General features: G+C 58.8%; 14 protein-coding genes, 1 other RNA gene and 2 pseudogenes. 5 read left to right on the plus strand and 12 right to left on the minus strand.

Annotated features, from left to right (window positions below; all coding sequences use genetic code 11):
- Nucleotides 1-4 precede the first annotated feature (4 nt).
- The 3 genes and pseudogenes from U2W12_RS16865 to U2W12_RS16875 form a co-directional block, all read right to left on the minus strand.
- Nucleotides 5-595, minus strand: a complete 591-nt coding sequence (locus U2W12_RS16865) for a hypothetical protein (protein WP_326501860.1) — start codon at nt 593-595, stop codon at nt 5-7.
- A 215-nt stretch (nt 596-810) separates the two neighbouring features.
- Nucleotides 811-3561, minus strand: a complete 2751-nt coding sequence (gene ppdK, locus U2W12_RS16870; RefSeq protein WP_326501861.1) for a pyruvate, phosphate dikinase — start codon at nt 3559-3561, stop codon at nt 811-813.
- Between the two features lie 14 nt (nt 3562-3575).
- A pseudogene (locus tag U2W12_RS16875) lies at nt 3576-3668 on the minus strand (NUDIX hydrolase); the annotation flags it as partial.
- Nucleotides 3669-3929: 261 nt separating this feature from the next.
- Between U2W12_RS16875 and U2W12_RS16880 the strand changes: the two are divergent.
- Nucleotides 3930-4465 (plus strand): annotated as a pseudogene (locus U2W12_RS16880) (FMN-binding negative transcriptional regulator).
- 133 nt (nt 4466-4598) lie between these two features.
- Here the strand turns inward: U2W12_RS16880 and U2W12_RS16885 are convergent.
- The 7 genes from U2W12_RS16885 to U2W12_RS16915 all read right to left on the minus strand — a co-directional run bounded on the left by U2W12_RS16885 (nt 4599) and on the right by U2W12_RS16915 (nt 15021).
- Nucleotides 4599-7328: a cation-transporting P-type ATPase gene (locus tag U2W12_RS16885; RefSeq protein WP_326501862.1), complete on the minus strand. Its 2730-nt coding sequence runs from the start codon at nt 7326-7328 to the stop codon at nt 4599-4601.
- Between the two features lie 123 nt (nt 7329-7451).
- The gene (locus U2W12_RS16890; RefSeq protein WP_326501863.1) at nt 7452-7805 is read right to left on the minus strand and encodes a hypothetical protein; all 354 of its coding nucleotides are present in this window, start codon (nt 7803-7805) and stop codon (nt 7452-7454) included.
- A gap of 187 nt (nt 7806-7992) precedes the next feature.
- Nucleotides 7993-9117, minus strand: a complete 1125-nt coding sequence (locus U2W12_RS16895; protein ID WP_326501864.1) for an ABC transporter permease — start codon at nt 9115-9117, stop codon at nt 7993-7995.
- Between the two features lie 2 nt (nt 9118-9119).
- Complete coding sequence (gene rbbA, locus U2W12_RS16900) at nt 9120-11921, minus strand: ribosome-associated ATPase/putative transporter RbbA (RefSeq protein WP_326501865.1); 2802 nt, start codon at nt 11919-11921, stop codon at nt 9120-9122.
- Nucleotides 11918-12985 carry an HlyD family efflux transporter periplasmic adaptor subunit gene (locus tag U2W12_RS16905; RefSeq protein WP_326501866.1) on the minus strand — a complete coding sequence of 356 codons (1068 nt, stop codon included), beginning with the start codon at nt 12983-12985 and terminating at the stop codon, nt 11918-11920. Before U2W12_RS16905 ends, rbbA begins: the two co-directional genes overlap by 4 nt.
- Before the next feature lie 22 nt (nt 12986-13007).
- Nucleotides 13008-14423, minus strand: a complete 1416-nt coding sequence (locus tag U2W12_RS16910; RefSeq protein WP_326501867.1) for an efflux transporter outer membrane subunit — start codon at nt 14421-14423, stop codon at nt 13008-13010.
- The gene (locus U2W12_RS16915) at nt 14413-15021 is read right to left on the minus strand and encodes a TetR/AcrR family transcriptional regulator (protein ID WP_326501868.1); all 609 of its coding nucleotides are present in this window, start codon (nt 15019-15021) and stop codon (nt 14413-14415) included. Before U2W12_RS16915 ends, U2W12_RS16910 begins: the two co-directional genes overlap by 11 nt.
- Before the next feature lie 86 nt (nt 15022-15107).
- Here U2W12_RS16915 and U2W12_RS16920 point away from each other — a divergent pair, with 86 nt between their 5' ends.
- Both U2W12_RS16920 and U2W12_RS16925 read left to right on the plus strand, forming a co-directional pair.
- Nucleotides 15108-16133, plus strand: a complete 1026-nt coding sequence (locus tag U2W12_RS16920; protein WP_326501869.1) for an HlyD family secretion protein — start codon at nt 15108-15110, stop codon at nt 16131-16133.
- Between the two features lie 129 nt (nt 16134-16262).
- Complete coding sequence (locus U2W12_RS16925) at nt 16263-17765, plus strand: DHA2 family efflux MFS transporter permease subunit (RefSeq protein WP_326501892.1); 1503 nt, start codon at nt 16263-16265, stop codon at nt 17763-17765.
- Nucleotides 17766-17877: 112 nt separating this feature from the next.
- Here the strand turns inward: U2W12_RS16925 and U2W12_RS16930 are convergent, their stop codons facing one another.
- Both U2W12_RS16930 and hemL read right to left on the minus strand, forming a co-directional pair.
- Nucleotides 17878-18264 carry a hypothetical protein gene (locus U2W12_RS16930; protein ID WP_326501870.1) on the minus strand — a complete coding sequence of 129 codons (387 nt, stop codon included), beginning with the start codon at nt 18262-18264 and terminating at the stop codon, nt 17878-17880.
- Between the two features lie 211 nt (nt 18265-18475).
- Nucleotides 18476-19762, minus strand: coding sequence for a glutamate-1-semialdehyde 2,1-aminomutase (gene hemL / locus U2W12_RS16935; protein ID WP_326501871.1), 1287 nt, complete (start codon nt 19760-19762; stop codon nt 18476-18478).
- A 182-nt stretch (nt 19763-19944) separates the two neighbouring features.
- Here hemL and ffs point away from each other — a divergent pair.
- Together ffs and dnaX are read left to right on the plus strand one after the other, a co-directional pair.
- An RNA gene (ffs, locus tag U2W12_RS16940) (signal recognition particle sRNA small type) lies at nt 19945-20041 on the plus strand.
- Between the two features lie 40 nt (nt 20042-20081).
- Nucleotides 20082-21683, plus strand: a complete 1602-nt coding sequence (gene dnaX / locus U2W12_RS16945; RefSeq protein WP_326501872.1) for a DNA polymerase III subunit gamma/tau — start codon at nt 20082-20084, stop codon at nt 21681-21683.
- Nucleotides 21684-21695 lie beyond the last annotated feature (12 nt).

Consider the following 21695-nt stretch of genomic DNA (forward strand, 5'->3'; position numbering starts at 1 on the left):
TAATTCAGCCTTGCCAGGGACGGCCGTTGCCGCCATTCGCAATATCGACGCCCTGTTCCAGAAAATACCGATATTTTTCCGGCACCTTTTCCGGCTCGCTCAACACCGCCGCCAGCATCACCGCGCCTGCCACCGCCTTGGATGCCAGATTTTCCGGCGGAATTACCGGGGAAGCGTTTTCGGGCGCCATGCTGCCGTCGCTCCAAAATGCCGCCATCGCCGCCCATGAAGCCGGGCCGTCAAACGAAGTAGCTTGCGCCGCCGCATCCGCCAAACGACGATTGGCCTCGGTGGGCTTATAGACCCATTGCTCTGCGGCTTCGAGTGCATTAAGGGATGCCGGCGGCGTGCCCTGACCCATCATGCCCCGCGTACAAATACACGCCCACCACGTCGCCTCGCGTTTGGGCAAGGCGCGCGCGAGAAAACGCACCGCGTCGGGATATAGCTGGCGTTCCAGCAAGGCGTTCAAAAACTCCACCGGCGCGGGGTCGGATTCGAGGCACCTGATCGCCTGCGGATCGAGTTCGATATCCCTACAAATCTCCGCTGCTTTCGGCACAGCGACTTTCTTTAATGAATCAAAACCCGCCATCTGCTTTTCATCACACTTTGACTTTTCAAACCCAGCGAAACCGTACTCCGCCCGCCCCACACCGCCGCATACAAATACGGCAGGAAAATGAATGGGGCGACTTTAGCATAGAATCAAGCGGCAAGCCATTACCAGATGGCTCTTCCGTACGAGTGCCGCATGGAGGACCGGACCGTTTCGCCATGATATCCTCGTGTATATGCTAGCCTACCAAGCTACGATTGTTCAAAAAACTCATGCTCCAGCAACTTCGCATGCGCTGCGGCCAGCCTTGCGATCGGGATGCGCGGGGCCGAGCACGAAACATAATTCAGTTTGATATGGTGACAAAAGCGGATCGATTGCGGATGGCCGGCCTGTTCGCCGCAAATGCCGATTTTGATGTCCGGCCGGGTGCGGCGTCCGAATTCGGTGGTCATCTTCATCAGCTGGCCGACGCCTTTAACATCGAGCACTTCGAACGGATTGTCCTCGAGCAGACCGACCTCGTTGTATAACGGTAAAAACTTGTTTTCCGCGTCCTCGCGGGAAAAAGAGAAGGTCGCCTGGGTCAGATCGTTCGTGCCGAACGAGAAGAATTCGGCCACCTCGGCCAGTTGGCCGGCGCGCGTGCAGGCGCGCACGGTTTCGATCATCGTGCCGAATTTGAAATTCAATGTCAACCCGTAGCGGCTTTCGGTTTCCTGCCGCACTTCGGCGACAAATTCCTTCACGCGCTTCAATTCCTCCGCGGTAATCACTTGCGGCACCATGATCTCGGGCGCAATTTTCAGGCCCTGTTGCATGCAGAGCGCCGCCGCTTCCAATACCGAACGAATCTGCATTTTGTAGATTTCAGGATAAGACATGCCGAGGCGTACGCCGCGATGGCCTAACATCGGATTCACTTCAGACAGATCGCGGACTTTTTTCAGCATCAACTGTTTTTTCGCGATCGCCTTGCTGATCACGTCCTCGCTCAACACATTGAACGGTGCGGGCAACACAGCGTGTCCGGACAGGGTTTCGAGCGTGACGCGCTGGCCCTTGATCATCGTCTCGTATTTGCCCAAGGCCAGAATTTCGTCCTCCAGTTGATTTTCGCTGGGCAGAAATTCATGCATCGGCGGATCGAGCAGACGCACGGTGACCGGATGCGGCGCCATCGCGGTGAACAGTTGCACGAAATCCTCGCGCTGGATCGGCAGCAGCTTCTCGAGCGCGGCGGCGCGGCTTTCCGGGTCTTCGGCCAGAATCATGTCGACGACCAGCGGCAGGCGCTCCTTGGCGTTGAACATCCGTTCGGTGCGGCATAGGCCGATGCCGGCCGCGCCGTAAGCGAGCGCCTTCTTCGCGCCTTCGGGCGTGTCCACGTTCGCGTACACCTTCAGTTCCGCATAGCTGTCGGCCCAGGACAGCAAGGTCTGCAATTCGGACGATACGGTCGGCGCGACGGTCGGGATCTCGCCGAGATAGATCAGGCCGCTGCCGCCGTCGATGGTCAGGATGTCGCCCTCGCGGATCAGCACGTCGCCGACCAGCGCGCGCCGCGACCGCACGTCGACCTTGATGTCCTCGGCGCCGGCGACGCAGGCCTTGCCCATGCCGCGCGCGACCACCGCCGCATGCGAGGTCTTGCCGCCGCGGCTGGTCAAAATGCCCTGCGCGGCGAAGAAACCGTGGATGTCTTCCGGCTTGGTTTCCTCGCGGACCAGAATGATTTTTTCACCGGCCTTGCCCATCATCGCGGCGGTGTCGGCATCGAAGACGCATTTGCCGCAGGCCGCGCCCGGCGATGCGGGCAGGCCTTGCGCGAGCGGCGGAATCTTGTTGTGCGGGTCGAGCTGCGGATGCAGCAATTGTTCGAGCAGTTCCGGATTGATCCTTAGCAGCGCGCGCTCCTTGCTGATCAAGCCTTCCTTGACCATTTCGACCGAGGTTCTGACCATCGCGGCCGCATTCATCTTGCCGCTCCGCGTTTGCAGGCAGTACAGCACGCCGCGCTCGATCGTGTATTCGAAATCCTGCACTTCGCGGTAATGCTGTTCGAGCTTGTCGCGCAGTTCGGTCAGCTGGCGGTACAGATCCGGCATCTCTCGGGTCAGCGCCTGCACCGGCTTCGGGGTGCGGATGCCGGCAACCACATCCTCGCCCTGCGCATTGACCAGATATTCGCCGTACATCTCGTTCGCGCCGGTGCCGGGATTGCGGGTAAAGCCGACGCCGGTCGCGCAGTCGTTGCCCATGTTGCCGAACACCATCGTGACGATGTTCGCGGCGGTGCCATTCGCCATCTTCTCGGTGATCCGGAATTCGCGTCGGTAATCGACCGCGCGTCGGCCCATCCAGGAGTCGAAAACGGCCTTGATCGCGAGTTCGAGCTGCTCGTACACGTCCTCCGGAAACGGCCTGCCGGTTTCCTCCTTGACGACCTGCAGGAACAGGCCGCTGATCTCCTTCAGATGGTCCGCATCCAGCGCGACGTCGGCCTTGATGCCGGCCTGCTTCTTCACGTGGTCGAAATGCACATCGAATTTGTCATCCGCAATGCCGAGCGCGACCTTGCCGAACAACTGGATGAAGCGGCGGTAGGCGTCGTAGCCGAAACGCGGGTCGTCGGTTTCCTCGATCAGGCCTTGCAGCGTCTCCCGGTTCAGGCCGAGATTCAAAATCGTATCCATCATGCCCGGCATCGAGATCGCCGAGCCCGAGCGCACCGAAACCAACAACGGCCGGCTGTTGCCGCCGAAGCGCTTGCCGGTCGCCTGCTCGATGGCTTCGATATGGCGTTTGACGCCACCCATCAGGCCGTCAGGCAAGCGGTGGTTGCGAAGATAATCCAGACAGGCCGCGGTCGAAATCACGAAACCCGGCGGCACATTCAGCCCGATTTGAGTCATCTCGCACAGATTCGCGCCCTTACCGCCGAGCAGCACCTTGTTTTTGCCGTCGCCGTTTTGAAATGAAAAGATGTATTGCGTTGTCATCACGAGCCTCCTTTCGGGTCCGAATAAATGCCTAAGAGCGCGGCTAAGCGCACGTCAAACCCGACTTCTTTCTTCGCTTCGCGTATCGCCGCCAATTCAACCGAGTCGGCGGCAAGCTGGCGGTGACGGGTTTGGTCATGGCTAAGCTTATCCGATGAGGTAATGATTGTAACCCGGCGTATCCGCTTACGGTCAAGCTGGTTTCTGAATTGCCGCCGGTTAACCGATCCCTTTGATAGAGAGTGTCTTGTTAAATTTAAATTGATACAAAGGATGCCTCCTTCGTTTCAGGACTTTGAATGACTACCATCGTTCTCGATTGATGGGCTTGGTACATCAGCCCATCCTATCCATCTTAAACCTTAACCATGTACATCCCGAAACAATTCAAAGAGGAAAACCCCGAGCGTCTCGCGGCGCTGATTCGAGACTATTCGTTTGAGATGTCGGTCACGACTCCTGACGGTACACCGTTTGTCAGCGATCTGCCCTTTCTTTTGAGCCCTTCCGCCTGCAATCACGGCAAATTACTCGGCCACATGCTTATATTTCCCCCGTATGGCATGAATCGACCGGCATCCCAACCTGGAATTACGCCGTGGCTCATGTTTATGGAAAAACGCGGCCGATTGACGACAAAAACCGAACGGCAAAGCTGCTTGAACAGTTGACTCAAGTCCATGAGTCGCAAATGCCGAGCCCCTATCAATTGGACCTTGCGGATGAACGCCGCGCGGTGTTGGTCGAGATGATCGCAGGCTTCGAAATCGAAATTACCGAACTTCAGGACAAGTTCAATCCGAGCCAAAACCGCTCGCTTGCAGAGCAACAGCGCGTGATCGAAGAGTTGAATCAATCGAAAAATTCAATTACGGCCGCCGTTGCTAAACTTATGTCTGAGTAACGGCATGCCATGCTGCCGGGGTTAACTTATTTATCGTTGTCCTGACGCATCGCAACCCCGCTAAAATTCATGGCTATGGCACAGGATGTCCCCCTAGCGCCAATATCGTGAGGTTAACTTCTAAACAGCTTTATCACTGGCACGCCATTTCTGATTTGAGGTATCTGAAGAGACGAATCACGGCTTTCTCCAACTCCGCGATAACAAATACGAACAGCCCGGCAAGCGCAACCTTCAACCATTCCTCCAGAGACAGATCGGTCGATCCGAACAAAGCCTGCATGGGTCCGGTATGGGTGTATGTGATCTGCAAGGCTGCACAGGCCGCGATGGCGATCAACGCATAACGATTGCCGAATAAACCCTCGACTGTCAAGACTGACTTGTAGATATAGCGGCTGTTGATCAGGTAGAACATTTCCGCGCCGACCAGGGTGCTGACCGCCATGGTGCGCGCGGTTTCCAGGCTGGATCCCCGGTGCATCTCCCAGAGAAAAAGGCCAAGCACGCCGACCATGAAGAGCACTGAAACCATCAAGACCCGCCATGCGAAAAACCAGGAAAGCAATGGCTCTCGAGGATCGCGAGGCCTCCTGCGCATGACGTCCTGCTCCGGGCGCTCAAAGGCCAGAGCGAGCCCCAAGGTGCTGGAAGTCACCATATTGATCCAGAGTACCTGAGCCGGCGTCAACGGCAGGACCAACTCAAACAGAATGGCCGCAATCACTACGAGGGCTTCGCCGCCGTTCGTCGGCAGCATGAACAGGATGAATTTCTGGATATTGTCGTAGATCCCTCTTCCCACACGAACGGCGTTGCCGATCGTGGCGAAATTGTCGTCAGCCAGCACCATATCCGACGCTTCCTTGGCGGCCTCGGTCCCTTTCTGCCCCATGGCCACGCCGACATCGGCCCGCTTCAGCGCCGGCGCGTCATTGACGCCATCGCCGGTCATGGCGACAACCTGACCCGCCGCCTGCAATGCCTGCACCAGACGCAGTTTATGCTCCGGGCTTGCCCGGGCGAATACGTCGACTTCCAGCGCCACGCCGCGCAACTGCTGGTCATCCAACGCTTCGATTTCGGCTCCGGTCAAGCCTGGTTTTCCCTGGCCGATCCCAAGCCGGGCGCCGATGACTTGCGCCGTTTCGACATGGTCGCCGGTGATCATTTTGACTCGAATGCCGGCGCTGGCACAGGCGCCAATGGCGGTGATCGCTTCTTCTCGCGGCGGATCGATGATGCCGACCAGAGCGAGCAGGATAAAACCGTCTTCCAAATCCGAGAAGTTCACCTCACGCCGTGACTCCTCGACCCATTTCGCGGCAATCGCCAGGACGCGCAGACCGCTTGCGGCGAACTCCCGGGCGCAGCGGCGCCAGTAGTCGGCATCCAGCGCCGTCTCCTTGGCCGCCCGGAAGCTGCCCTGGCGGTTGCACATCTTCAGGATGCGTTCGGGCGCGCCTTTGACATAAATATATCCGCTGCCTTCATGATCGTGATGGAGCGTAGCCATCAGACGGTGCTCCGATTCGAAAGGGATGGCGTCGGTACGCGGCAATGTTTCGCGTTCCCATGAGGGATTGGCGCCGACCTTGGCAGCCAATGTGAGCAAGGCGCCCTCGGTGGGATCACCCACCATTTGCCAGGAATCGTCGTCGAGCCGGTGTAACTGTGCATCATTGCAAAGCACGGCGGCGCGGGCTATTTCGGCCAGCTCGGGGTAGTCGTCGGCTGTTATTGCCGCCCCCGCCAAATAAATGCCGCCGTCGGGCGCATACCCCACGCCGCCGATATCGAACAGATGCTCGGCGGTAGCCACTCTTTGCACAGTCATTTCGTTCCGGGTTAATGTGCCGGTCTTGTCGGAACAAATGACCGTGACCGAACCTAGTGTTTCCACTGCCGGCAGATGCCGAATAATGGCTTTGCGTTTAGCCATGCGGCGCATGCCAAGAGCGAGTGCGATGGTCATGATCGCCGGCAGTCCTTCGGGTATGGCCGATGCGGCTAAAGCCACGGCCATCATGAACATTTCGGCAGGAGGATGCCCATGCAACTCCACGCCGATCACGAATGTCGCCACGGACAATAAAACAATGGCCAGCGCCAACCAGTGTCCGAATCGGGTAATCTGCCGCAGCAGCGGCGTTGTCATCGTCCGGACCTGGGCCAGCATGGAACTGATCCGTCCCAGTTCGGTGCGAACGCCGGTCTCGACAACAACCGCTGTCGCCTGGCCGGAGGTGACCAGCGTGCCCGAGTACAGCATACCGTTGCGCTCGCCAAGCGGGGCGTCGTTTGGCACAGGGCTCGCGGTCTTTTCCCGCCCTTCGGATTCACCGGTTAGAATGGCCTCATTCACACGCAAACCTTTGCCAGCGATAAGCCGAAGATCGGCGGGCACTTTGTCTCCGGAAGCCAGCACCACGATATCGCCCGGGACCAGATATTCGGCTTCGATCTCCGCGCGCTTGGCATCGCGGATCACCGTCGTATGCAGGGAGAGCATGCTGCGGATGGCATTCATGGCCTGTTCCGCCTTGCCCTCCTGGATAAAACCTATGATTGCATTGACAACAACAGCGGCGAATAGTACGCATGTATCGACCCAATCGCCCAACAATGCCGTCGTTCCGGCGGCCACCAGCATGATATAGATCAAGATGTTGTGAAATTGCAGCAGAAAACGCAATAAAGCGGAGCGTTTCCGAGGCGGAGGGAGGCGATTGCGTCCGAAACGTTTCACGCGCAGCGAGGCTTCGTGGGAAGACAGGCCGTGATGACGATCCGCGTCAAGACGCTTGATTACATCGTCAACTTCGAGTGCGTGCCAGTTGGCTGTGGATTTGTCTTTAGACATTGGTTCTCCAAATAAGCGCCCAATCATCCTTGAACGATTGGGCAAAGCATCAGATTGATAGTCGATTATACATAGAAGGCGCAAAGCCATGAGAGGATAAACAAACCTAAGCGTCTGCTTCTTCTATAGAACACGGCAATGTGCAGCTTGCGATGATTTCCATCTTGCTTGTAAATCATCACGTCGTGTGTAGACGATTCGCTCCAGCCGGTTCGCACTTAGCCAGCGATTCACAAGCCCGCCCAGCCAACCGAAGGACATCGCATAGGACATGATGTCTTCAAGCTGAATGCCGTTTTCCTTTTCAGTCAGACAGACTTCATGGCTCCAGAATTTGAAGAGCTCGATACGCTGTTGATAAACGAAGCGTTTCGGCTCGTCGCATTGGCTGACTTCGGAAAGCCATGCCATCGGAATGCCGAACACGGCCTTCATCCTATAGCTGATCAATAAGCCGGCATAAATTTTTTCGGGCACATTGGAGGTGATTTCGACATGGAAAAAAGCCGGCGTAATATCGTTCAGATGATGGAGAGAGGAAAAGAAATCCCATGCCTCCTACACGGTCATATTCAGCTTTTACCGGCGATACAGTTGATGAATTTGCATGCTGACGCGTTACCCTCAGTTTCCTCAGATTTTTCTGCTCAGAATTTAGAACGGATCAGGCCATCGAACCGATGGTTTTGCGGAAGCGGCCCAGAGCCAGCACGAAGAAGACGCCGCCAATGCCGATCAGCGCAAGAAACTCGGGCCAGACGATACTTAAACCGGCGCCACGGTAAAGAATGGCCTGGGCGAGCGCGACGAAGTGCGTGGTCGGTGCCGCCAGCATCAGGTTCTGGACCAGTTCGGGCATGCTCTCGCGCGGGGTGATGCCGCCGGACAACATTTGCAGCGGCAGCAGGATGACGAGCATCAGCATGCCCATTTGCGGCATCGAGCGCGCCACGGTGCCGAGAAAGATCCCCATCGAGGTGGTCGCGAACAAATGCAGCGCCATTCCCAGGACGAAAAGCCCGATCGAGCCTTCGATCGGCACTTCAAGCACGCCCTGCACGACGACGGCCAGCGATGCCGTCGCGACGATGACCACGATCAGGCCCATGGCCCAGACCTTGGCCGTCATGATCTCGAACGGGGTCAAGGGCATCACCAGCAAATGCTCGATCGTGCCGTGTTCGCGTTCGCGAATCAGCGCCGCGCCGGTCAGGATGATCGACAGCATGGTGATACTGTTGCTCAGTTCCATCACCGCCCCGAACCTCACCGAACTCAGGTTCGGATTGAAGCGGGCGCGCACTTCGAGTTCGGCAGGCAGGGTCGCGACGGCTCGATGGCGCTGCACGAAGGCCGTCACCTCGCCGTTGACGATGTTCTGGACATAGCTGTTGCCGATAAAGGCCTGCGACATGCGCGTGGCGTCGACGTTGAGCTGGATCGAAGGCGTCCGCCCGGCCAGCACGTCGCGCTGGAAATCGGGAGGGATGTCGAGAACGAAGGTATACAGGCCCGCGTCCATGCCGGGGTCCATGGCGTACTGGTCGATAATCGCCGGCGTCAGGAAATGGGGCGGAAAGAAGGCATTGATGATACGTGACGACAATGGCGAATGATCTTCGTCAACGAAGGCGATCGGGGCCTTGTGCAGCGATTCGGGCAGGCTCTTCGCGGTCAGGTAGACCTGGACGGTGAAGGAGAACACGATCAACACCATCATCAGGTTGTCGCGCCCGAGGCTGCGCAGCTCCTTGACGCCGAGATGAAATATATTCAGCCAAGTCTGCACGCCTAGCGCTCCTGTTTCTTCAGCAATAAGATGCTCAAACCGAGAATCACCGGAATGGCGAGGGCGAGCGGCAGCAACGAGGAACCCAGCTCGGAGAAACCCAGTGCCTTGGAAAAGGTGCCGCGGCAGAGGGTTATGAAATGCGTGGTCGGAAAAATCTCGCCGACGAAGCGCGCCCCACCCTCCAGCGACGAGACCGGGTCGATCATACCCGAAAATTGCCGGGTTGGAATGATGGTGGCGACCGAAGTCGCGAATACGGCGGCGATCTGGCTGCGGGTGAAAGCCGAGATCAACAGCCCCAAGCCGGTGGAGGCAGTCACGTAAAGCAGCGCGGCCAGGGTCAGCAGCAGGAAGCTACCCTTGAGCGGCACGCCGAATACGAACACCGCCAGCGCGCAGACGAGAAAGAAGTTGATCATCCCCATCGCGATGTAGGGCAGTTGCTTGCCGACCAGGAACTCCAGCTTGGTCACCGGCGTGACGTACAGATTCAGGATTGAGCCCAGCTCCTTTTCGCGCACCACGCTGAGCGCGCTGAGCATCGACAGAATCAGCATCAACAACATCGGGATCACGGCCGGCACGATGGCCGGCAGACTCTTGACGTCGGGGTTGTAACGAAAGCGCGTCTCTATCGCCATGAGTCCCGCCGGCACATGGCCCGTCGCATGCCGGCGCGCCTGCTCCAGCAGCCAGACCTGGTGCATGGCTTGCACGTAGCCAATCACGTTCTCGGCACGGGTCGGCATCGCACCGTCGACCCAGGCGCCGATCTTGACGTTATCGCCGCGCTCGAGATCGCGCGCGAAGTTCGGCGGAATCTCGATCGCCAGGCTCAGTTCGCCGCTGCGCATGCGCCGGTCGAGTTCGTCGTAATCGGCGATAGGCGGCTGGGCGATGAAGTAGCGCGAACCGCCGAGGTCGAGCGCGTAGTTGCTGCTGAGTAGGGTCTGGTCGCGGTCGAGCACGGCAAAGCGCAGATCCTCGACATCCATGCTGATGCCGTAACCGAAGGTGACCATCAGCAGCAGGGTACCGAACAGGGCGATCAGCCAACGAATCGGGTCGCGGCGCAGTTCCATGGTTTCGCGCACGGTATAGCTGAACAGCCGCAACAGGCTGAAACGGGGGTGCGGCGAGACTTGTTCCCTCTTCCCTATTGCAGGCTTAAGGATACCCGTTTCCCGGCGGGTATGACAGCTTGTGCCAGCAATCACATTTGCATCCGAGGCAGTGTCCACCGGCGCATCGTCAATTCCGCTCGCTTCCTTCAGATAGTCGATGAAGACCGCTTCCAGAGAGGCATGGCCGCTGCGCTCAATCAGCGCGGCGGGGCTGTCGCTGGCAAGCACCTTGCCGGCATGCATCAGCGAGATCCGGTCGCAGCGCTCGGCCTCGTTCATGAAATGGGTTGAAATAAAGATGGTGACACGATCGCGGCGAGACAGGTCGATCATCAGTTCCCAAAAGCTGTCGCGCGCGACCGGATCGACGCCGGAAGTCGGCTCGTCGAGAATCAGCAAATCGGGCTTATGGATCACCGCGACCGCCAGCGAAAGGCGCTGCCTGATACCCAGCGGCAAGTTGTCGGGCAGGACGTCCATCACCGGTCCAAGCCCGAAGCGATCGGCCATCTCGGTCACGCGGAAGGGAATTTCAGCTTCGGGCAGGTGGAACAGCCGGGCGTGCAGTTCCAGGTTTTGCCGCACGGTCAGTTCGGAATACAGCGAGAACGCCTGTGACATGTAGCCGACGCGCCTCCGCGTGTCCAGATTGCCGGCGTCGACGCTCCTGCCGAACAGCAAAGCATCGCCTGCGCTCGGTTGCAGCAGGCCGGTCAGCATTTTCATCGTGGTCGACTTGCCGCAGCCATTGGAGCCGAGAAAGCCGAAGATTTCGCCGCGCTCGATGCGCAAACTGACGCGATCGACCGCGACGAAATCGCCGAAGCGCATGGTCAGATCATGCGCCTCGATCGCAATTTCCGGCTCGCCCCGGGTGTCCCGCGCCGGTATCGCGATTTGCTTGTGGCCCAGGCGCTTTTCCTCCGGCAGTAGCCGGATGAAAGCCGCTTCCAGCGTCTCCACACCGGTTTTTGCGCGCAGTTCCGACGCCGTACCGGTGGCCAGGATTTTGCCTGCATCCATCGCAACCAGCCAGTCGAAGCGCTCTGCCTCGTCCATGTAGGCGGTCGAGACCAGCACGCTCATGCCGGCATGGCGCGCGCGCAGGCGATCTATCAGCGCCCAGAACTGGGCGCGCGACAAGGGATCGACACCGGTAGTCGGCTCGTCCAGCACCAGGAGTTCGGGATCGTGAATCAGCGCACAACACAGCCCGAGCTTTTGTTTCATCCCGCCCGACAGTTGCCCGGCAGGTCGATCGCGGAAAGGGCTCAATCCGGTGCTATCGAGCAGTTCGGCGATGCGTAGATGGCGTTCGGCTTGCTCGTGGCCGAACAGGCGGCCGAAAAAATCGACGTTCTCGAATACCGAGAGCGTAAGATAGAGATTCTTGCCCAGTCCCTGCGGCATATAGGCGATACGCGGACAGACCGCGCGGCGGTGCGCCGCATCGCTGATGTCGCCGCCCAAAACCTCGATCGTGCCTTTCTGCATTTTCCTTGCCCCGGTCAACAACGACATCAAACTGGACTTGCCGACGCCATCGGGACCGATCAGGCCGACGATGCGGCCGCTCGGAATATCCAGACTGAGGTTGTCGAGGGCGAGATTCCTGCCGTAGCGCAAACTGACACCCTGCATGCTGACGACAGGTCCTGCAGGCGTGAGGCCGTTCATTTCAACAACTTGATCGCAAGTTCGGCGGGCCATTCGGCGGCCGGGTCGATTTTGACATAGGCCATGCCGGGCAAACCGGTCTTGACCTGTTCGAGATGCTGTTTCAATAGCTCGGGAGCGATTCTCGCACGCACGCGGAACATCAGTTTCAGGCGTTCGCTCTCGGTCTCGACGGTCTTCGGCGTGAACTGGGCGACACTGGCGACGAAGCTGGCCTTGGCTGGAACCACGAGATTTGGCGCGGCATCGAACACGAGGCGGATTTCGCTGCCGAGCGCCACCTTGCCGGCGGCCTCGGTAGGCAAAAAGAACGTCATGTACACATCGGACAGATCCACCATGTTCAGCACCCGTCCGCCGGCATCGAGCACCTCGCCGGGTTCGGCGACCCGATATTGCACGCGGCCGTCGCGCGGTGCCTTCAGTGCGCGGTCGTCGATATCGGCCTTCAGACGTGCGACGGTCGCCTTGGCCGCCTCGATCAACGACTGCGATTGCACTACCTGTGACCTCGACGCCTCGATGCCGGCGCGCGCGGCCGCGACCTGCGCCTCGGCGGCCCTGACGGCCGCCTCCGCGCCCAGCACCCGGGCGCGATTATCGTCGACTTCCTGCTGCGGGATGGCGCCTTCGCCGACAAGCCGCTGCGAGCGCTTCAAACGCTTGCGGGCAACATCGAGTTCGGCTTGGCGTTGGGCGACGACCGCCTGGGCGGCTAGGCGTTCGCTCTCGCGTTGAACCACGATCGATTTCGCGGTCAGATAGGCGTTTTCGGCCTGACGCACCTGCGCCTCCGCCTCCGCCTGCTGTGCCAGCAGCACGTCCGAATCCATCCGCGCCAGCAGATCGCCGGCCTTCACGAAGTCGCCTTCGTGCGCCAAAATCTCGATGACCCGCCCGGGCGTCTTGGTGGCAATGTCGATTTCGGTCGCTTCGATACGGCCATTGCCGGAAACGATGCCCGCCGGCAGCCCGTTCGGACGCAAGCTCCACCAGACGGCTGCGGCCACGATCACGGCTCCCGCAAGACCCCAGGTCAGTATCGATTTTGTCTGTGCGCCCATCAATCCTCCCGGCAAGTTTCAGTTATGTCGATATGGCGTTCGCGCCGCCGCCCAGCGCCTTGTACAGAGCGATCAGATTCGTGGCGGTATCCGCCTCCGAGCGGGCCAGATCGATTTCGGAGACATAGAGCGCGCGCTGCGCGTCCAGCACGTCCAGAAACGAGCTGACGCCTTCCGTATAGCGCAAATTCGACAAGCGGACCGACTCCTTCAGGTCGGCCACCGTGCGGGCGAGCGTCTGCCGCCGGATTTCTTCCTTCAGGTAGCGGGTCATCGCGGTCTCGGTTTCCTGCAGCGCCTCCAGCACCGCCTTTTCATAGCTCAGATAGGCTTCCTTCTGCTTAGCATCGGCCAGATCGATGCCGGCGCGGATGCGGCCGAAATTCAGCAAGGGCTGCAACAGGTTCGCGGCGGTGCCGTACGAGAACGCCGCCGATTTGAACAGTTGTTCGATGTCGGTGTTGCGAAGCCCGACAAAGGCCGACAGCGACAGCTTCGGAAACAGTTCCGCGATAGCAGCCCCCTGCATCGCGGTAGCGGCCGCGAGATTGCGTTCGGCGACGCGAAGATCCGGGCGATGACGTATCGTTTCGGCCGGCGAAGACAGAATCTGGACCGCCGGCGCCGCCGGCACCGCGCCATTTGCATTCAGCTGCTTGTCCAGGGAACCTGGCCTGCGCCCGGCCAGCACTTCGAGCTGGCGCAAGGCCGCCGTCAGCCGGGCTTCGAACGCCGGAATCTGGGATTCGGTGGCGAACGTCTGCGCCCTCGCCCGCACCACGTCGTGTTTCGTGCCGACGCCTTCATCGTTGAGCCTTTCGGTCAGACGCAACGTTTTCTGCTGCGATTCCAGGTTTGAACGCGTAATTCTGAGCTGGTTCTGAAGGCTCCGGTATTCGACATAGGTGCGCGCGATTTCGGAAGTCAGCACGACCTGCGACTGGCGATACTGCTCGGCTGCGCCTTCCAAATCGGCGGAGGCGGCCTCCAGGCGCCGCTGCTGACGGCCGAACAGGTCGATTTCCCAAAGCGCATCGAAGCCGAGTTCGAACAGGTTGAACTTGATACCGGGCGCGAATCCCGGAAACGGATTCTCGTTGCGTTGCGCGCCGGCGGCCACATCGACTTTCGGAAACAGCTCCGCGCGCGTGCTGCGGCGCTCGGCGCGTGCCTGATCGATACGGGTCAGCGCGATCTTGATGTCGAGGTTTCCGGCCAGCGCCTCCGCCATCAGGCGGTCCAGCTCGGCATCGCCGAAACTCTGCCACCAACGTTTCAACGCTTCGGAATCGACTGGCTTAGCACCCGCTCGCGCCGGTTTCAACCCGGCGGCTTGCCAGCGCTCGGGGACGCTTAGCGCGGCTTCCTTGTAATCGGGGCCTACCGCGCAGCCGGCCAAGCCGGCGGCGATCAAACATGACGCGAGACTACGCTTCATAGCAATGTCCCTTCAGAAACAAAGTAACGGCGGCATCGATCATACCTGCCTTGTCGGCATCATTCAATCCGTCTTGTAGCCCGAGCAGGCAGCGAAAATGCTCGTCTCCCTTCAACATACTCAGAAACAGCCGGCTTGATCTGTCGACATCGGCCATTTGCAAGGCGCCGCAGTCAGCCAGCTCGGCAAGGTAGGAAGCCAGTTGTTTCAGAACCGGCTCGGGGCCGGACCGGTAGACCAGAGCCCCCAATTCCGGAAAATTTTGCTGCTCGGAGATGATCAGCCGGTAAAGCTGCAGCGATTCGGGCGCATAAATCAGGTCGACGAGCGCGCGGGCTATCTTTTTCAGTCCGACTTCGGGGTTTTGGCTACAGTCCTGCGAGCTGGCGAGCGTTCCGAGCAGGGATGTGCACTGTTCGGCGATCACTGCCGAAAACAATTCCTGTTTGCCGCGAAAATGACTGTACAAGGTCGGCTTCGAGACCGGCGCGGCCTCGGCGATCGCTTCCATGCTGACGCCGCTGTAACCGTGCGCGAGAAATGCCTGCCGAGCGGCGGCAAGAATGGCTTGCCGTTTGGATCTGGAAGGATGAGTCATGCTGGTATCAGAGAAAAATTGATTGCTTGGGGAGCTGTTTCGCGACTAAAATAAACTAAACCGTTCAGTTTAGCAATCTTCAATTTATGCGCACTCCCTTTTACAAGACACCGATGTTCTTGATCGCCCTTCTTCTGCTGGCGGCATCGGCCGGCGCCTTTTACTGGCTCAAGGCCGTGCATCCTTTCGAGAGCACCGACAATGCCTATCTGAAGTCACACATGAGCCTGATCAGCCCGAAGGAAAGCGGCTATGTGAAGGATGTCTTGTTTGAAGACAACCAACACGTGAAGCGCGGCGACCTGTTGGTCATGATCGACGACCACGATTTCCAGGCCAAAGCCGCGCAGGCCGAGGCGCAGGTCCTGCTCGAAAAGGCGAGCGCCGTCACCCTGGAAACCGACAAACGGGCACAGGAAGCGATGATCCGCCAAGAGCACGCGAACATCGCTTCCGCCGATGCGAGCGTCGAAAAATCGGCCAGGGATCTGAAGCGCTTTACGAACCTCGCAAAAGAAGGTGCCATTTCCGCGCAAAGCCGCGACGCGGCCGAATCGGCCTACAAACAGGCCAAGGCCGAGCGTGACAAATTCGCTTCCGCTAGGCAGGGTGCCGAAAGCCGGCTCTCTACGCTGGATGCCCGCATCAACGAAAGCCGTGCCCGCCTGAAAGCGGCGGAGGCGATGCTCGAACTGGCCCGCATCGACCTGGCGAATACCCGCATCGTCGCACCGCTCGATGGGGTGATCGGCAACCGCAGCGTGCAGGTCGGACAACTGGTGCAACCGGGCGGCGCGCTGGCCTACCTGATTCCGGGCGACGGACTGTTTGTCGAAGCCAACTTCAAGGAAACTCAGATCGCCCAGATGAAAGCGGGACAGGCAGTTGAAATTCGGGTCGATGCGGTTCCCGGCCGCGTTTTCGAAGGCATCGTTGACAGTTTCGCGCCGGCTTCCGGCTCCGAATTCAGCCTGCTGCCGCCGGAAAACGCAACCGGCAATTTCACCAAGATCGTGCGCCGGGTGCCGGTGAAGATCAAGTTCCGTGCGGGCGCCGATTTTGACGGCCTGAGGCCTGGGCTCTCGACCACGATCAAGGTCAGAGTGCTGTAAACGGTCATGTCTGTCAGTGAATCATTACCCAACCGTCCTGAAGACAAGCCGCATGCATCGGCAAAAATAAAGATCGAAACCCCACCGGATGGCGAGCTGACGACCCAGCAATGGCTCGGCTTCACCGCGATGGTCTTCGGTATTTTCATGGCGATTCTGGACATCCAGATCGTTGCGAGTTCTCTGGAGCAGATTCAGGCCGGGCTGTCGGCGACCAAGGACGAGATCACCTGGGTACAGACCGCCTACCTGGTCGCGGAAGTCGTGATCATCCCCCTGTCGGGCTGGCTGGCGCGCGCCTTTTCCACGCGCATTTTGTTCGTGCTGTCCTGCGGCGGTTTTACCCTGATGAGCCTGTGCTGCGTGCTGGCCTGGAATCTGCCGTCGATGGTGGTGTTCCGGGCCTTTCAGGGCTTGTTCGGCGGCGCGATGATACCGACCGTGTTTGCGGTGATCTACACCTTGTTTCCGCCGCGCCTGCAACCGGCGATGGTGATCGTGGTCGGCATGGTGGTGATGGTTGCACCGACCGCGGGGCCGGTGCTGGGCGGCTATCTGACCGAAGTCGTATCCTGGAAGGCGCTGTTTCTGATCAATCTCGCGCCGGGCGTGCTGGTGTGTTTGGCGACCTGGCAGTACGTCCGGGTCGATGAACCCGAGTGGGAACTCTTGAAAAAAATCGATTTTCTCGGCATCGTCTACATCGTGGTCTTTCTCGGCAGCGCGCAATTCGTGCTCGAAGAAGGCGTCAAGGAGCAATGGTTCGAGAGCCGGGAGATCGTGTTCTTTACGCTCGTCGCGGTCGCCTCGGGCATGGCGATGCTTTACCGCGAACTGACGATAGATCATCCTATCGTCGACCTGTGGGCGTTCCGCAATCGCAACTTCACGGTCGGCTGCACGCTCGGTTTCATACTCGGCATCGGCATGTTCACGCTGATGTTTCTAATGCCGGTTTATCTGGCCAGCGTCAAGGGACTGAACAGCCTGCAGATCGGCCAGTACATCATGGTCACCGGCATGTTTCAGTTGCTGTCCGCCTTCGTCGCAGGCCCCTTGGTGAAACGCATCGATTCGCGGCTGATGCTGGCGCTGGGTTTGTCCGGTTTCGCGCTGGGCTGCTGGATGAACGGCAATCTGACTTATGAATCCGGCTACTGGGAGTTTTTCTGGCCGCAGGCGATTCGGGGCTTTTCGTTGATGTATTGTTTCCTGCCGATCAATTCCCTGGCTCTTGGCACCTTGCCGCCGGAGGAAGTCAAGAATGCCAGCGGGCTCTACAACTTGACGCGCAACCTGGGCGGCGCGATCGGTCTCGCTGTCGCGAATACGCTGATGATTCAATTGAACAAGGGCAATTACGCGGCACTGCGCGAACATGTCACGGCCGCGTCGCCGGAAACCCGGGCCTTGCTCGGCGGATTAAGTCAACGCCTATCCGGCGCCGGCCTGCCCGATGCCGACTTGGCCGCACTGAAGCAGCTTTACGGCTTAGCGATCCGGGAAGCCGAAGTGTTGACGCTGAATACGATGTTTCATATTCTGGCCGTGGTGTTTTTTGGCACGCTCTTGCTGATGCCGTGGGTCAGCAAGGTCTCGGCTGACAACGGAGCAAGCGGCGGCGGGCATTAAGGAAAAATAACAACCCTGAGCAGGCGGGGTTTGCGTAAAGGAAGGGAAACGGAGGAATGAGAAAAAACCTACCGGGAAGCGCGAGGCCTCCCGATAGGATTTCAAGCAAAAATTAAAGCAAACCTTTCAGCGCGGTGAAGTCTTGCAGCGCTTTTCTCAACAGTTGCTCGGCTTCCGGAATATTGCCGGCTTTGGCAGCGTTACGCGCGTTTTTCAATACAACGTTGGCACGACTGCGAGCGATGTCCACTTTGTCGTTTGCGTTGATTTCTTTACTCATATCGCTTGCTTCCTTGGTCAAGCTGGCGATTACTTCAGCGTCTCCGCCAGTGGTAGCCGACGCAAGAGCCGCTTCAATTTTCTTAAGGGTCAAATCAATCGCTTCTTTTGGTGCATAAACGATACGGCCGTCAGAAGCTTCCGCCATCGCAGAGGTAGAAAAAACTCCCATAGAAGCGCCGACCATTGCAGCAAGTACGATTTTGTTCAAGATTTTCATAGTTATTATGTCCTCTGTTTTGTAGTTATTCGATTGAGCAAACAATCACTGACGGTAATACAACGGTAATGAATTGTTCCGCTTGCGATTCTATCACAATTTATAATTTTTTTAACAAGCCTCTGTGCAAGATAGTTGCGGCTGTAGCCACCGAAAACAGCGGTCACGCGCTCGCAAATATCCGGCAAACACTTGGTTAACCAAGCAAATTCTACCTTGATAGCTGTTTGAAACAAACTGCCGCTTTCTCTAGCGTGTCATTCAAGTCCTGCTCGTTGTGCGCGGCCGACACGAAGCCCGCTTCGAACGCGGAAGGCGCGAGATACACGCCTTCCCCCAACATCGCATGGAAAAAGCGCTTGAAGCGATCCTGATCGCATTGCATCACATCGGCAAAGCGTGTCACCTTGTCCTTGCCGCTGAAGAACAGTCCGAACATGCCGCCGACCGCGTTGGTCGTGAAGCCGATCCCGGATTGATCCGCCAAGGCCCGTAAGCCGCTCATCAACTTTAGGGTTTTCGCGCCGAGCGCTTCATAGAACCCCGGCTCTTGTATCAATTTCAACGTCGCCAGGCCAGCCGCCATCGCAACCGGATTGCCCGACAAGGTACCGGCCTGATAAACAGGGCCCGCCGGCGCCAAAAACTCCATGATCTTGCGACTGCCACCAAACGCACCGACCGGCATGCCGCCGCCGATCACCTTGCCCAAGGTGGTCAAATCCGGCCTGATCCGGTAAACGCCTTGCGCGCCTTGCAAACCGACACGGAAACCGGTCATCACTTCGTCGAAGATCAACACGCTGCCGTATTGATCGCAGACTTTCCGCAACGTTTCGAGAAATCCTGGCGCGGGCGGAATGCAGTTCATATTGCCGGCCACCGGCTCGACGATGATGCAAGCGATCTCTTCGCCGATTTGCGCGAATAACTCGGCAACCGCCCCGCTGTCGTTGTAGGTCAAGGTGACCGTGTTTTCCGCGACCGCCGCCGGTACGCCGGGCGAACTGGGCACGCCGAAGGTCAGCGCGCCGGAGCCGGCCTTGACCAGCAGCGCATCGGAATGGCCGTGATAGCAGCCCTCGAACTTGACGATCTTGTCGCGTCCGGTGTAGCCCCGGGCCAGCCGGATCGCACTCATCGTCGCCTCGGTGCCGGAACTGACCATGCGCACCATCTCGATCGACGGCATCAGCTCACAGACTGTTTGTGCCATGCGCGTCTCGATTTCGGTCGGCGCGCCGAAACTCAGGCCCTTTTCTGCCGTAGCCTTGACTGCCGCGATCACCTCGGGATGCGCATGTCCCAGAATCATCGGCCCCCAGGAGCCGACATAGTCGATATAGGCCTTGCCTTCACTATCGTAAATATAAGCGCCTTGCGCCCGCTCAATGAAGATCGGGGTGCCGCCGACGCCGCTGAACGAACGCACCGGCGAATTGACGCCTCCCGGAATCACGTGTTTTGCTTCGGAAAAAAGGGTTGCTGCTTCAGTCATGTTGATCGTTTTGAGGTTGAAATATATGGGCTTAACGAATCGGCTAACTTTAGCATGATTAGCCCACGCCGTTGCCACCGATTCGCGATCGCGAAAAAATTAATTCAATGAGACTTGCATTTTTTGCCGATCCCAAAGATAATAGCCGACTCACAGCCGCCAAGGCTGAATTATGGTAATCGTATCGGTCCTCTCGCAACGATACGCTGCAAACCCCGCCAGGTCCGGAAGGAAGCAACGGTAGCAGCAGATTCGTGTGCCGGGATGTGGCTGGTGCGGTTACCGCCCTACTCGCTTTCTATGTCTTTACGAGCCTGAAATGAATTACCAGGTTCTCGCCCGCAAATGGCGCCCGCATAATTTCTCCGAAATCGTCGGTCAAGAACATGTCGTCAAGTCGTTGATCCACGCCTTGCAACATGATCGCCTGCATCATGCCTATCTGTTTACCGGCACCCGCGGCGTCGGAAAAACCACCCTGGCCCGTATTCTGGCCAAGGCCATCAACTGCGAAAATCTGCAGGATTATAATCCCTGCGGCGCCTGCAAGGTCTGCCGGGACGTCGATGAAGGCCGTTTTCTGGATTTGATCGAAGTCGATGCCGCCTCGCGCACCAAGGTCGAAGACACCCGCGATTTGCTCGACAATGCGCAATATGCGCCGAACCAGGGCCGCTTCAAGGTCTATCTGATCGACGAAGTGCACATGCTGTCCGGCCACAGCTTCAACGCGTTGCTCAAAACGCTCGAAGAACCGCCCGCGCATGTCAAGTTTCTGCTCGCGACGACGGATCCGCACAAGATTCCGGTCACCGTGCTGTCGCGCTGCCTGCAATTCAACCTGAAACGCTTGTCGCAGGACCAGATAAGCGGCCAGATGGAATTCATCCTGAACCAGGAAACAATCGCCTTCGAAGCCCCGGCCCTGAAACTGCTGGCGCGCGCCGCCGACGGCAGCATGCGCGACGGCCTGAGCCTGCTCGATCAGGCGATCGTCCACGGCAACGGCAAGGTCATGACCGATGATGTCGGTTCGATGCTCGGCGTGATCGCACAGCAACCGATCGGAGATATACTGTGTGCGCTGGCCGCGCAGAATGCGTCAGGGCTGTTGCAAGTCATCGCCGATCTAGCCGATTTGTCGCCCGATTTCGGCGGCGTGCTGCGCCAGTTGCTGCAAGCCTTGCATGCGATCGCGGTGCTGCAACAGGCGCCGGTCCATATCGATGCAGGAATCGACAGCGAACTGATCGCGGCAATGGCGGCCAAACTGCCGCCCGAAGACGTGCATCTTTACTACCAGATCGGCCTTCTCGGTCAAAAAGACCTGGACCTCGCCCCCGATCCAAGAAGCGGTTTTGAAATGGCGCTGCTGCGCATGCTGGCGTTTCGGCCGGCCACACAAAACACCGTTCAAGAAACGCGCCCTCAACCTACCGCCAAAGCGGCGCCGGTCAGGCCAGCGCTCGAACCCGTTGCCAGCCAACCGGCGCGCGAAGAACCCCGCACACCAACCGCAGCGCAGCCCCTACCCGCATCACCCGCAACCGACAATTGGCCGGACATGATCGCGGCGATGCGGCTCGAAAGCATCACCAAACAACTCGCGCAACAGTGCGCCTTGCACTCGATCGACGATCATGCCTGCACGCTGCTGTTGGACCCGGCGTATCAAACCATGCTGTCGCCAATGCGCGCCGAAAAGCTGCAAGCCGCGCTTCGCAGCTTGCGCGGCAAACCGCTCAAACTGACGGTCCTGATCGAAAAACCGACCACCGAGACGCCGGCCGAGCAATTGCTCAAGCAGCGCGAAGACCGGCAACAGACCGCGGTCGATGCGATCGAAGCCGATCAAAACATTCAGGCACTCAAAGAACATTTCGGCGCACGGGTCATTCCCGGCACCATCGAACCCGTTTAATCAAGGAGAACA

This window comes from Methylomicrobium sp. Wu6 (assembly GCF_035916875.1).
GTDB lineage: Bacteria > Pseudomonadota > Gammaproteobacteria > Methylococcales > Methylomonadaceae > Methylomicrobium.

What these genes read in the sequence shown, in the direction of transcription:
- U2W12_RS16865 (WP_326501860.1), bottom strand. Translation starts at nt 595, where the DNA reads ATGGCGGGTTTTGATTCATTAAAGAAAGTCGCTGTGCCGAAAGCAGCG.
- ppdK (WP_326501861.1), bottom strand. Translation starts at nt 3,561, where the DNA reads ATGACAACGCAATACATCTTTTCATTTCAAAACGGCGACGGCAAAAAC.
- U2W12_RS16885 (WP_326501862.1), bottom strand. Translation starts at nt 7,328, where the DNA reads ATGTCTAAAGACAAATCCACAGCCAACTGGCACGCACTCGAAGTTGAC.
- rbbA (WP_326501865.1), bottom strand. Translation starts at nt 11,921, where the DNA reads ATGAACGGCCTCACGCCTGCAGGACCTGTCGTCAGCATGCAGGGTGTC.
- U2W12_RS16905 (WP_326501866.1), bottom strand. Translation starts at nt 12,985, where the DNA reads ATGGGCGCACAGACAAAATCGATACTGACCTGGGGTCTTGCGGGAGCC.
- U2W12_RS16910 (WP_326501867.1), bottom strand. Translation starts at nt 14,423, where the DNA reads ATGAAGCGTAGTCTCGCGTCATGTTTGATCGCCGCCGGCTTGGCCGGC.
- U2W12_RS16915 (WP_326501868.1), bottom strand. Translation starts at nt 15,021, where the DNA reads ATGACTCATCCTTCCAGATCCAAACGGCAAGCCATTCTTGCCGCCGCT.
- U2W12_RS16920 (WP_326501869.1), top strand. Translation starts at nt 15,108, where the DNA reads ATGCGCACTCCCTTTTACAAGACACCGATGTTCTTGATCGCCCTTCTT.
- U2W12_RS16925 (WP_326501892.1), top strand. Translation starts at nt 16,263, where the DNA reads ATGGTCTTCGGTATTTTCATGGCGATTCTGGACATCCAGATCGTTGCG.
- U2W12_RS16930 (WP_326501870.1), bottom strand. Translation starts at nt 18,264, where the DNA reads ATGAAAATCTTGAACAAAATCGTACTTGCTGCAATGGTCGGCGCTTCT.
- hemL (WP_326501871.1), bottom strand. Translation starts at nt 19,762, where the DNA reads ATGACTGAAGCAGCAACCCTTTTTTCCGAAGCAAAACACGTGATTCCG.
- dnaX (WP_326501872.1), top strand. Translation starts at nt 20,082, where the DNA reads ATGAATTACCAGGTTCTCGCCCGCAAATGGCGCCCGCATAATTTCTCC.